We start from the raw sequence: 12,091 nt of genomic DNA on the forward strand, positions 1-12,091 counted from the left end.
CCCACCAACGACGATAAATCGATGCATCGTAGTTCTCCGTGTTTGCTGATCGGTTATGCGTCGAGACGGCCCGCGTTACGCCCGCTGGGCCGTCTGTCGTTGATTGTCCGCGCGCAGCACGGTTTGCCACAAGTCGCCCGTGCACATGTGTGACATGTGCACGACGATATCGCGAAAGGTCGGGCGTGCCCCGGTGTGCGTCAATACGTCTCAGTGCGCCTCTTCCCAGTTGGCGCCGGCGCCGACTTCGGCGACCAGCGGCACTTTCAGCGCAGCCACGCCGCACATCAGTTCGGGCAAACGCTTACGCACCTCGGACAGCTCGTTGTCCGGCACTTCGAGGATCAGTTCGTCGTGCACCTGCATGATCATGCGCGTACCGACCTTCGAGGCTTCAAGCCAGTTCTGCACGGCGATCATCGACATCTTGATCAGATCGGCGGCGGTGCCCTGCATCGGCGCGTTAATCGCGGCGCGCTCGGCAGCCTGGCGGCGCGGCCCATTGCCTCCATTGATTTCCGGCAGCCACAGGCGGCGGCCAAACACGGTTTCGACGTAGCCTTTGGACTTCGCGCTCGCGCGGGTTTCGTCCATGTAGCTGGCCACGCCGGGATAGCGCGCAAAGTAGCGGTCAATGTAGAGCTTCGCCGCATCGCGCGTAATGCCGAGGTTGGCAGCAAGGCCGAACGCGCTCATGCCGTAGATCAGACCGAAGTTGATCACCTTGGCGACGCGCCGCTGGTCGCTCGAGACTTCAAGCGGCGTGACCCCGAAGATCTCGGCGGCGGTGGCGCGGTGAATATCCTCGCCCTGAGCGAACGCGCGCAACAGCGAGGCATCGCCGGAAATGTGCGCCATGATGCGCAGTTCGATCTGCGAGTAATCCGCGGAAACCAGCTTGTGCCCCGGCGGCGCAATGAACGCCTCGCGAATGCGCCGGCCTTCGGCGGTGCGCACGGGAATGTTCTGCAGGTTCGGATCGTTCGAAGCGAGCCGCCCGGTGACCGCCACCGCCTGTGCATAGTTGGTGTGCACGCGGCCTGTCTGCGTGTTCACCATACGCGGCAGTTTGTCGGTATACGTGGACTTCAGCTTCGACAGGCCGCGGTGTTCGAGCAGGAGCTTCGGCAGCGGATAATCTTCGGCCAGCTTCTGCAGCACTTCTTCGTCGGTCGAGGGCGCGCCGCTCGGCGTCTTCTTGACCACCGGCAACTGCAGCTTCTCGAAGAAGATCTGCCCGATCTGCTTCGGTGAACCGAGATTGAACTCGCCCCCGGCCAGCACATAGGCCTCGGCTTCCAGTTCGATCAACCGCGCCGCGATTTCATTGCTCTGCTGGCGCAGCTTCTCGGCGTCGATCAGCACGCCGTTACGCTCCATCTTGCGCAACACGCGGGACGTGGGAACCTCGATCTCGCTATAGACGCGCTTCAGCCCCTCTTCTGCCGCCACCTGCGGGTAGAGAGCCTGATGCAGACGCAAGGTGATGTCCGCATCTTCGGCTGCGTACTCGGCGGCCTGTTCGAGCGCGACTTCGTCGAAGCCGATCTGCCCGGCGCCCTTGCCTGCCACCTCTTCGTACTTGATCGTCTTGATGCCGAGATGGCGCAGCGCGAGACTATCCATGTCATGCGTGCGATGCGATTCGAGTACGTACGACTGCAGCAGCGTGTCGTGCTCGATGCCGTTCATTTCGATGCCGTAATTCGCCAACACCTGCTCGTCGTACTTCATGTGCTGGCCGACCTTCTTGTGGTCGGCGCTCTCGAGCCACGGCTTCAACTTCGCCAGCACTTCGTCGAGCGGCAACTGCACCGGATGATCCGGCCCACGGTGTCCGACCGGAATATACGCGGCGGAGTTAGCCTCAACGGACAGCGAAATGCCCACCAGCTTCGCCGTCATCGGATCGAGCGAAGTGGTTTCGGTATCGAAGGCGGTCAGTTCAGCCGCGTTGATCTTCGCGAGCCACGTGTCGAACTGTTCCCAGCTTTGCACTGTGTCGTAGTGACGCTCACCGTCGATTACAGGCGCCACATCCTCACCGGCACCCGGACCTTCCACGACCTCGGCCGTTTCGACTTCACGCAGCCAGGTCTTGAAACCATGCCGCGCAAAAATGTCGCGCAATTCGTCGCGCGCTTCGGGCCGGCTGGCGAGGCTTCCTTCAATAGACGTGAGATGCTGCGTCAGATCGCAGGCTGTTTCCACGGTCACGAGCTTGCGCGCCATGGGCAGGAAATCCAGCGCACGACGCAGGTTGTCACCCACAGCGCCCTTGATTTCATCGGCATGAGCGACAATGCCGTCGAGCGTCTCATACTGCGTGAGCCACTTGATCGCCGTCTTGGGACCGCACTTTTCGACGCCGGGCACGTTGTCGACCGTATCGCCGATCAGCGACAGGTAGTCGACGATCCGCTCCGGCGGCACGCCGAACTTGGCCAGCACGCCGGCGCGGTCGAGCGTCTCGTTGGTCATGGTGTTGATGAGTGTGACGTGCTCCGTCACGAGCTGCGCCAGGTCCTTGTCGCCGGTCGAGACGATCACGTTCATGCCGCGCTTCTCGGCAGCCACGCTCAACGTGCCGATCACGTCATCGGCCTCAACGCCTTCGATCATCAGCAGCGGCCAGCCCAGCGCGCGCACGGCGACATGGATCGGTTCGATCTGCCGCGCGAGGTCTTCCGGCATGGACGGGCGGTTGGCCTTATAGTCCGGATACCAGTCGTCGCGAAACGTTTTGCCCTTGGCGTCGAACACGCACGCGCTATACTCTGCTGTGACTTCCTTGCGCATGCGCCGCAGCATGTTGATGATGCCGTAGAGCGCGCCCGTAGGTCCGCCGTCGGGCCCGCGCAGATCAGGCATAGCATGGTAGGCCCGGTACAGATAACTCGAACCGTCGACCAATAGAAGGGTCTTTCCTTCCAGCTCAGTTCCCAGCTTAGTTTCCAGGACTCGTTCTTCAGGCATTATGACAAAGAGAAAAGTGATTCCGAGTCTGCGATCGCTCGCAGATCAAGAGCGCGCGACAGCCAAGAAGGCCCGCGCATCGTGGCAGATGTTCACGATTATGGCAGAGTTTATTGAGGCGACCGAGTACCTCTCGGAGATTCGCCCGGCCGTCAGCATCTACGGTTCGGCTCGCCTGAAACCGGCCTCGCCTTATTACAAACTCGCCACGCAGATCGCCCGCAAGCTGTCCGACGCCGGCTTTGCCGTGATCTCCGGCGGCGGCCCTGGCATCATGGAAGCGGCCAACAAGGGCGCGCATGCGGGCAAGGCGCCGTCGGTGGGCCTGAACATCGAACTGCCACACGAGCAGTCGGGCAACCAGTGGCAGGACATCTCGCTGCGCTTTCGCCACTTCTTCACGCGTAAGGTCACGTTCGTCAAGAACTCGGACGCGGTGATCGTGATGCCGGGCGGCTTCGGCACGCTGGACGAACTCGCCGAAGTGCTCACGCTGATCCAGACCAAGAAGTCGCGCCACGTGCCGATCATCCTGGTGGGCGGCGAGTTCTGGCAAGGCCTGCTTGGCTGGTTCAAGGATTCGCTGGTGCCGATGGGCCTCATCAATCCGGACGACATGAACCTGATGCAGGTGATCGACGATCCGGACCAGGTGCTCGAAGCGGTACTGAAGTTCTACGAAGACCGTGAAGAGGGAGAACCGCATCCGGTGAAGTCCGACGAAGACCGGATGTTCTATCTGTAATGTTTGAAGCGGCGTGGGGCGGTGGGCTGCCGCCCGGCTGTCTTGCGCGTGGGTTGTGTCTGTATTGTGTCTGTATTGCGCCTGCATCAAGTCTCTGAGCGGCCAGGCGAGCTTGACCGCGAATCAGGCGCACGCTGGTTCGTCCTCCTGGTCGCCCTGCTCCTGCAGCCAGCGGCAAAACTGCTCGACTAGCGGCGCCTGGGCGACTTCGCGCCGCGCGACCCACCAATAACCGCGCGCATCGAGGCGCGGACCTTCGAGCGGCGTCACGAGCCGGCCCGAAGCCAGTTCATCGGCGAGCATCGGCAGTGGCCCGAGCGCGACGCCCAGTCCATCCACCGCTGCTTGCAAGGCCAGATAGAAGTGGTCAAAAGACTGCTTCTTGCGGCATTTTGCCGTCACTCCCGCAGCCGTCAGCCAGTTGCGCCACGCGTCCGGCCGCGTATCCGAATGCAGCAGCACGTGCCGTGCGAGATCGTCAGCCACCTTGATCGGCGAGCGCTGCAACAGCGCGGGACTGCACACCGGCAGTTCGCTTTCGCCAAGGAAATGCCCGCTTACACAATTCGGCCAATGCGCCGGCCCGCGCCGCACCGCCACGTCATAACCTTCCAGCATCTCGACAGGTGTGTTCGAAGTCGACAATCGCAGTTCCACGTTGGGCATCTTGCGCTGAAACTGGTTGAGCCGAGGCAGCAGCCATTTCATCGCGAACGTAGGCAGCGCGTTGACGCGCAGCACGTGCACCACGCCAGTGTCGCGAAGCTGACTGGTTGCGACGGCGATACTGTCGAACGCGGCCTGGACGGTTGCCAGATAGCGCCGGCCGTCGTCGGTGAGCCGCACGCGCTTGCCGACACGGTGAAACACCCGCACGCCGACCCACGCCTCGAAGGCGGCGACTTGCCGGCTGATTGCACCGTGCGTCACATGCAACTCGTGTGCCGCGGCAGTGAAACTGTCATGCCGCGCCGCAGCTTCGAAGGCGCGTAGCGCAGGAAAGGGAGGAAGATTACGGACCATACTTGTGATTCTAGATCACAAGGCGGCGCCCGAAAAATCGTTTTGCCTGCGGGCGAAACGGCGCTAACCTCCGCAGCATGGACAAAATAGCTGACAACATGGATCAAAACCTCTCCGCCGCCGAAGCCGGCCTTGCGCCGCCACCCACTGTCAGCGAGATTTTCAGCGGCTTTCTTGGCCTCGGGCTGATCTCGTTCGGCGGGGCATTGCCGCTGGCGCGGCGCGCGATCGTCGAACAGCGCCGCTGGCTCAGCGCTTCGGACTTTACCGATCTGCTCGGCCTGTGCCAGTTCCTCCCGGGCGGCAATGTGATCAACCTTTCGGTGGCGATCGGCATGCGCTTTCGCGGACTGCCCGGCGCACTGGCGGGCATACTTGGGTTGATTGCCGGGCCGTCGCTGGTTGTGATCGGCCTGGGCGTGTTGTACGAGCACACGCAGAATGATCCGCACATCCGTCATCTGTTTGCGGGGCTCGCGGCCGCTGCGGCAGGACTGCTGATTTCGATGGCTGTGAAGATCGTGCTGCCGCTCTGGCGCAAACCTGTGGCTACGATCATTGCCCTGCTGGGCTTCGTGGCGATCGCGCTGCTCCGGTTTCCGCTGCTGCCCACCATGCTTGTCCTCACGCCACTTAGCATCTACCTCGCCTCGAGGACCGCACGATGAACGACACCCTCATTTCACTCGCCATCATTTTCAGCCAGTTGTCGCTGCTCGCCTTTGGCGGCGGCAATACGATCCTGCCGGAGATGCAGCGCCAGGTGGTCGAGGTGCATCACTGGATGCCGGCCAGCGAGTTTAGTGCGCTGTTCGCACTGGCGCAGGCCGCGCCTGGCCCGAATCTTATGGTTGTTACGTTGGTCGGATGGCACGTGGCCGGATGGGCGGGGATGCTGGTGAGCTCGGTGGCCAAGTTCGGGCCGTCGTCGATTGTGACGATTCTTGCCCTCAAGGCGTGGGAGCGGTTCAAGGATCGGCCTTGGCGGAAGTATGCGCAGGCGGGGTTGGTGCCGGTGACGGCGGGGCTGGTGGCTGCGAGTGCGGCACTGATTGCGCGTGCGTCGGATACGACGTTGATTGCTTGGGTGATTACGGCGGTGTGTGCGGTGGTGGCGTTTAAGACGCGGGTTCATCCGTTGTGGTTGCTTGCTGCGGGGAGTTTGGTTGGGTTGACGGGGTTTGGGCAGTTTTAGGGGGTGGCCGCGGAACGCGTCGGCCTGACCCTGCGCTGTGTAGGGGACGAGTCCAGCGTGCGAAACCCGCAAGGCACTGATTCGTTACTCACAAATCATCCCGTTTTATCCCATAAAAAAGGAGTCCAAAATATCTGATACGTTTACAGCCGTGTCGATATTGCCCGCAACAAAAACAAAGCCAACAACAACGAGCCAGCTTCATGCCGAACTGCGACAACCCGAAGTGCCCAATTTGCTACCCGAGGAGGAAAGAGGAGGAAGCCGCCGCAAAGAAGCGTGTGGAAGACGACAAACAAGACTGCCTCAACTGCTGGCGCTTCTATCAGAAGAAGGCAGAGGTAATCGCATCCGCCAACGATCCGATCGTCCGTAACCGGCGCATCAACGCGGCCTACGCCCAATTGTGGCTAGACGACCGGCGTTTTCAATGGGCTGGGTTAGCCGCATTCGCATCCAAACAGGTCGGTTGCGGCTTGCTTAACGCAGCGGAGCTGATCAGCAAGTCGAACCGGGAGCGTGACGCCTATCGGCAATGGGAAAAACAAAGCTCTCCGCTCGAACGAATGGCACCTTACGGATCGCCACGAATGCCGATCCCGGATCAGGCAAATGGCGCCGGCGCGGAGAAGGTGTACCAGATGCTCGCCAAAGGCAATGCATCGCTGTTCCTCGATATCTGGCCGCTGCATATGTTCTACAAGGAATTCGGCTTACAGCGGTTTAAGCGTTGTCTGCCAGAGCGGCAACTGTTAGGCGGGTCAGTCACGTGGCCGATCGCCACGAGCGTTCCCTTTGGCGTTGCCAGACCTCAAGTTGTGCAGGGATTTGAAGCGATCGATGCAGGTAATATTAGTAAAAGCGTCGAATTGCTGGCTTGGCATGAACAGATGAACATCCTGCAACCGGCCATGTACGACGATGCGACCTTCGCTCTGCTGATGCGGGCCAACCAGTTCGCATGGGCATTGAATATTCCAACCGGCTCGGCGCGGGAAATCCAGCTGACGCTCGTCAATCAGTGCACAATCACGGGCGCCAATGCAAAATACGAAATGTTCAGTAAGCAGCCCTTGGCCAATCTTGCAGATGGTGGCCAACGGATGGCGTTTGTCCTACGCGCTGCACAGCGCTTCGATGATCTCCTGCACGATCCAATGCAGCGGCATTCTGTAGAAAATTCCCTGTTCGTCATAGCACAGGGAGGTTGCTAATGGCACTCAGGAAATTCAGTTGGCATTGGCTCGTCGCTTGCATCGGGCTTGGACTTAGCGTCTTATTGGGTATCTACGCGATAGCGCGGCCAATTGACGTAGTTGTTCTCGCGCTAGGTGAGCCGTACGAGCAGGTACGACAACAGTCCAATTCAACCTTGCCTGCAATCGAACCCAACGCAAACTGGGGCGGCTACGTGAACCGCCCCACCCGCCTGCGTTTTGTCGACCCCCAATATGGTTTTGCCACTCCCGCGGCAAAATTCCTGGCGGTACATTACGACAGCAACGGCAAAGTCGACTCCGTGACGCTATCGCCGCAAGTCACGTCTTTACCGCTTGATGACGCGATGACAATCCTCACTGATTTACAGAATCAGCTTCGACAGGGAGGATGGAAACCATTTCGAGCAACAGGGAGCCAGCCTATCGGAGACACCCCTGCCAGTCGGACTGAGATTCGAAAGTGCTCGGCACCGACGAGTTACTGGCAGGCCGGCAACAAGTACCAAGTCTCGCTCAACATCCGCTGTTTGCGCTCTCAGGACCATCCAAACGATGAGCGCTACCTAATAACGCTGGACCTCGGTCCACCTGTCTTCGATGACCACCCTGAAAACTAAGGTGCAATCCGGCGGAGCCCGCAAAGCCCCACCGGATAACCCTTCGCTTTTACTACTGAAACGCCACTTCCGCAAAGCTCCGCAGCTTCCGGCTATGCAACCGGTGCAAGCCATTCGTCCTCAGCAGCTCCATCGCCTTCACACCGATCTGCAAATGCTGATCGACCTGGGCCCGATAAAACTGATCCGCCATGCCCGGCAGCTTCAGCTCACCATGCAGCGGCTTATCCGACACGCAAAGTAACGTACCGTAAGGCACCCGAAACCGGAAACCGTTAGCCGCAATCGTCGCACTTTCCATATCCAGCGCAATCGCGCGGCTTTGCGACAGCCTCTGCACAGGCTCACGATGATCGCGCAGTTCCCAGTTGCGGTTATCAACACTCGCCACCGTCCCCGTACGCATCACGCGCTTAAGCTCAGCACCGTCGAGCTGCGTCACCTGTGCGACTGCACGCTCCAGCGCCACCTGCACCTCCGCCAGCGCCGGGATCGGCACCCACAGCGGCAAATCATCATCGAGCACATGATCTTCACGCACATAGCCATGCGCCAGCACGTAGTCGCCAAGGCGCTGCGTATTGCGCAGCCCCGCACAGTGCCCAAGCATGATCCACGCATGCGGGCGCAGCACCGCGATGTGGTCAGTAATGGTCTTGGCATTCGACGGCCCAACGCCGATGTTAACCATCGTGATGCCACTGCCATCGGCGCGCTTCAGGTGATACGCAGGCATCTGCGGCAGCCGCGGCGGCGGCGTGCCTTCGTCTGCCTGCTCGCCAAGATTGGCGTTATAGGTGATCACATCACCCGGTTCCACAAACGACGTGTACTCGCTGCGGTAAGCGCGCAGTTCCTCGTCGTCGGTATGGGCCATCATCGTGCGGCCGAGTTTGACGAACTCGTCGATATAGAACTGATAGTTCGTGTACAGCACGTAGTTCTGGCAATGCGTGGGCGAAGTTGCCGTGTAATGCTTCAACCGGTGCAGCGAGAAATCGACCCGCGCCGCCGTGAACAGCGCGAGCGGATGAGGCTCGCCCGGACCTGGCTCGTACGTGCCGTTGACGATCCGGTCGTCGAGAAACCGCAGATCAGGCGTATCGAAGATGTCACGCATCGCGAACAGGCGCTCGCGATCGAGTTCACCTTCCAGATGGATGCCCTCCGCAAACGCAAAATGAATCGGAATGGGCTGATCCGAGACACCCACTTCAATCTGCACATGATGGTTCTTCGCCAGCAGCCGCAACTGCTCGCGATAATAGTTACCAAACAGATCCGGCCGCGTCACCGTGGTTTCGAACACGCCGGGACCGGCCACGAAACCATACGAGCGGCGTGAGTCGATATGCGTGTTGACCTCAGTGCACACCCGGACGAACGGATAACACGCGCGCACCCGGCGCTCGAACGGTTCATTACGCCTGTAACGCGCAAACGCATCGCGTAAGAAAGAGGTATTTGCTTCGTAGATAGCGGACAGATGAGTCACGGCGTCCGCCGCGTCCTCGAAGGCCTCGGTCGGAAAGTCATTGGCGGGTGTCTGCACCGCGCGCTGATTGGTGTTGTTGTTCATCTTCATTCGCCTCAATTGATCGATCCACATTACCACGGAACCTAGCCCGATTGCTCATAGGGGACGGACCAGTGGGGGCAGGCGAATTTGCGCGCATGTCGCGCACACGCTGCCCGAAAGCAGCGCAAAATAAGGCTACCGCGCCCGTGAGCAAGGTTGGATTTGCTAGAATCGGGGCACCTTATTGGAGAATCACCATGAAGCCGCTCCTTCCCGTCGCCGTTGCGTTGGCGCTTGCCATCGCCAACACCGCGATGGCTGCCCAGCCCGTGGACGCACCGCCGCCCGCCGACCAGCCCATGTCCGCCAACGAACGGGCCGGCCTGCCGGACCTGGACGCGATCAACCGCCCAGCCGCTGAGGTCAGCTCGAAGGTCGAGATTAACCAGCCGCGCCTGCCGAGCTTCTATGAAAAGAGCCCGAACGGCACCGAAATCACGGAATACCGCGACAAGGGCAAGCCTGTCGAAATCAACGTGCATTCGAACCTCGGCACGCGCTATCAGATGACCGCGCCGCTCGACACGTCGCCCAGCGCGAACAGCAGCGCCCATCCGAGCAATCGCCTGCCGTCGGTTAGCCTGACCTACTGATCGTTTATCCAGCGGCGGGACGCCGGTTCGTCCCGCCCGCGACCTGCAGTACCGCGGCCCGGCGCCCGGGCCTTCAGCCTGTTTGTCCTGCTTGCCCTGATTACCCATACCTTGCCGCACTGGCCGCATCGCGCCAGCCCGACCACCTGACCCGACGTTTCCCGCATGGCTGTCTTCACCGCTGTTACCGAACCCCAACTCGCAGAATGGATGCGGCATTACGACCTCGGCGATGTCGTCGAGTTTCGCGGCATTGCTTCGGGAATTGAAAACAGCAACTTCTTTCTGACGACGACGCGCGGCGAATACGTCCTCACCATTTTCGAAAAGCTGACGGCAGAGCAATTGCCGTTCTATCTCGATCTGATGCAGCATCTGGCAGCGCACCGCGTGCCGGTGCCGGACCCCATGCCGCGCGAGGATGGTGCGCTGTTCGGCATGCTGCAAGGCAAGCCGGCCGCCATCGTGACCAAGCTCGAGGGCGGGCCGGAACTGGCGCCGGGGATCGAGCACTGCATCGAAGTGGGGCAGATGCTGGCGCGCATGCACCTGGCCGGGCGCAACTACGCACGTCATCAGCCGAATCTGCGCAGCCTCTCGTGGTGGCAGGAGACCGTGCCGACCGTGCTGCCGTTCCTCGCCGATGCGCAACGCGAACTGCTGAGCGCGGAACTCGCGCACCAGCAGGCGTTTTTTGCCTCGGCGGATTACGCCGCGCTGCCCGAAGGTCCTTGCCATTGCGACCTGTTCCGTGACAACGTCCTGTTCGCGCACGCCGCGCCGGAGAGCGGCCACGAAGTGCGCCTGGGCGGTTTCTTCGACTTTTATTTCGCCGGCTGCGACAAATGGCTTTTCGACGTGGCGGTCACGGTCAACGACTGGTGCGTCGACCTGGCCACCGGCAAGCTGGACGAGGCCCGCGTCGAGGCGATGTTGCGCGCCTATCAGACCGTGCGCCCGTTCACGCCGGAAGAAAACCGTCACTGGGGCGACATGCTGCGCGCAGGCGCTTACCGCTTCTGGGTCTCGCGCCTGTATGATTTTTATCTGCCGCGCGCGGCCGAACTGCTCAAGCCGCACGACCCGGGCCATTTCGAGCGCATTCTGCGCGAGCGCCTTTGCGGCGTAGCACTTCCAGGCATCCATACTCCATGCAACTAATTGAAGTTCCCGCGAAGGCCGGTTATGTATGGTTCCGGCAAGGTATCTGGCTGTTCCGCAAGAACCCGCTCGCCTTCCTGACGCTGATCTTCGCCTATCTGCTGGTGGTGACGCTGATCGAGCAGATCCCTTTTGTAGGCGGGGTGCTGCCGCTCGCGCTCGTTCCTGGCGTTGCCGTCGGCTTCATGGCGGCGTGCCGCGACACCATTGCTGGCAAGCCGGTGTTCCCGACCATCCTGGTAGACGGCTTTCGCTCGTACGGTGCAGTCGCCGCCAAGCGCCTGCTCGCGCTCGGGGGGCTTTACGTGGTCGCGATGGCGCTGGTGCTTGCCGGTTCCGCGCTCGCCGATGACGGCACGCTGCTGCGGTTCGCGCTAGGCACGTCGGCGCAGGACCCCGAAGCGCTCGCCAATACCAACATCATGTCGGGCATGCTGGCGGCGTTTGCCTTTTCTATTCCGGTCGCCATGCTGTACTGGTTCGCGCCGATCCTCGCAGCGTGGCACGATGTACAGCCTCTGAAAGCGATGTTTTTCAGCGTGGTCAGCTGCTGGCGCAACCGCGGCGCCTTCATCGTCTTCGGGGTATTGTGGATTGCCTTGAGCATGACCGTCTCGCTCGGGGTCATGGCGCTGATGGCGACGCTCGGCGCCGCCGACTACGCGCCCGCCGTGATGTTGCTTGCCAGCGTCATCCTGATCACCATGTTCTATTGTTCGCTTTACGCGACCTATCGCGGCTGCTTCGGGGTGCAAACACCGGACGCGCCCGATCTGCCCACCAAGCCGGCTAGCTGAAATGCGGATGCGCCACGACGGTGCAAACGTGGCGCTGCGGTAACGCCGTCCGCCTCCTGCCAACCCAGCAGCGCTTGACGTTCGTCAGGCGCTGCATACGCGCTCCCTACCCTGCACTCGTCAGCCCGGCTCGATTACGGCACAATTGGTTTGCGTGCAAGCGATTTGTACGCTCCTTTCCGAAC

The 12,091-nt window shown here is 61.1% G+C and carries 11 protein-coding genes; 8 read left to right on the forward strand and 3 right to left on the reverse strand.

Annotated features, from left to right (window positions below):
• Positions 1 to 210 precede the first annotated feature (210 nt).
• Positions 211 to 2,976 (reverse strand): DNA polymerase I, encoded by a 2,766-nt coding sequence (polA, locus tag FFS45_RS40605; RefSeq protein ID WP_137960210.1) that lies wholly within the window; start codon positions 2,974 to 2,976, stop codon positions 211 to 213.
• Between the two features lies 1 nt (position 2,977).
• On the opposite strand from polA, the gene FFS45_RS40610 reads away from it, so the two are divergent.
• Positions 2,978 to 3,721, forward strand: coding sequence for a TIGR00730 family Rossman fold protein (locus tag FFS45_RS40610; protein ID WP_137960211.1), 744 nt, complete (start codon positions 2,978 to 2,980; stop codon positions 3,719 to 3,721).
• A 123-nt stretch (positions 3,722 to 3,844) separates the two neighbouring features.
• Here FFS45_RS40610 and FFS45_RS40615 read toward each other — a convergent pair whose 3' ends face one another.
• Complete coding sequence (locus tag FFS45_RS40615) at positions 3,845 to 4,744, reverse strand: transcriptional regulator GcvA (protein ID WP_137960212.1); 900 nt, start codon at positions 4,742 to 4,744, stop codon at positions 3,845 to 3,847.
• A gap of 98 nt (positions 4,745 to 4,842) precedes the next feature.
• On the opposite strand from FFS45_RS40615, the gene FFS45_RS40620 reads away from it, so the two are divergent.
• The 4 genes from FFS45_RS40620 (at position 4,843) to FFS45_RS40635 (ending at position 7,776) form a co-directional block, all read left to right on the forward strand.
• Entirely contained in the window at positions 4,843 to 5,412 is a 570-nt protein-coding gene (locus FFS45_RS40620) for a chromate transporter (RefSeq protein ID WP_137960213.1), read from the forward strand.
• Positions 5,409 to 5,939 (forward strand): chromate transporter, encoded by a 531-nt coding sequence (locus FFS45_RS40625; protein ID WP_137960214.1) that lies wholly within the window; start codon positions 5,409 to 5,411, stop codon positions 5,937 to 5,939. Before FFS45_RS40620 ends, FFS45_RS40625 begins: the two co-directional genes overlap by 4 nt.
• Before the next feature lie 203 nt (positions 5,940 to 6,142).
• On the forward strand, positions 6,143 to 7,153 hold the full coding sequence (locus FFS45_RS40630) for a hypothetical protein (protein ID WP_137960215.1): 1,011 nt from the start codon (positions 6,143 to 6,145) through the stop codon (positions 7,151 to 7,153).
• On the forward strand, positions 7,153 to 7,776 hold the full coding sequence (locus FFS45_RS40635; RefSeq protein ID WP_137960216.1) for a flagellar biosynthesis sigma factor: 624 nt from the start codon (positions 7,153 to 7,155) through the stop codon (positions 7,774 to 7,776). The genes FFS45_RS40630 and FFS45_RS40635 overlap by 1 nt, the downstream gene beginning before the upstream one ends.
• Before the next feature lie 52 nt (positions 7,777 to 7,828).
• Here the strand turns inward: FFS45_RS40635 and FFS45_RS40640 are convergent, their stop codons facing one another.
• A complete protein-coding gene (locus tag FFS45_RS40640; protein WP_137960217.1) occupies positions 7,829 to 9,355 on the reverse strand; it encodes an AMP nucleosidase in 1,527 nt (508 codons plus the stop codon).
• A 197-nt stretch (positions 9,356 to 9,552) separates the two neighbouring features.
• On the opposite strand from FFS45_RS40640, the gene FFS45_RS40645 reads away from it, so the two are divergent.
• From FFS45_RS40645 to FFS45_RS40655, 3 genes are all read left to right on the forward strand, one after another.
• Complete coding sequence (locus FFS45_RS40645) at positions 9,553 to 9,948, forward strand: hypothetical protein (protein ID WP_137960218.1); 396 nt, start codon at positions 9,553 to 9,555, stop codon at positions 9,946 to 9,948.
• A gap of 165 nt (positions 9,949 to 10,113) precedes the next feature.
• Positions 10,114 to 11,109, forward strand: a complete 996-nt coding sequence (locus tag FFS45_RS40650; protein WP_137960219.1) for a homoserine kinase — start codon at positions 10,114 to 10,116, stop codon at positions 11,107 to 11,109.
• Positions 11,100 to 11,906 carry a BPSS1780 family membrane protein gene (locus FFS45_RS40655; protein WP_137960220.1) on the forward strand — a complete coding sequence of 269 codons (807 nt, stop codon included), beginning with the start codon at positions 11,100 to 11,102 and terminating at the stop codon, positions 11,904 to 11,906. Before FFS45_RS40650 ends, FFS45_RS40655 begins: the two co-directional genes overlap by 10 nt.
• Positions 11,907 to 12,091 lie beyond the last annotated feature (185 nt).

Origin of the sequence: Burkholderia sp. 4M9327F10, from assembly GCF_005503145.1 — a bacterium.
GTDB lineage: Bacteria > Pseudomonadota > Gammaproteobacteria > Burkholderiales > Burkholderiaceae > Paraburkholderia.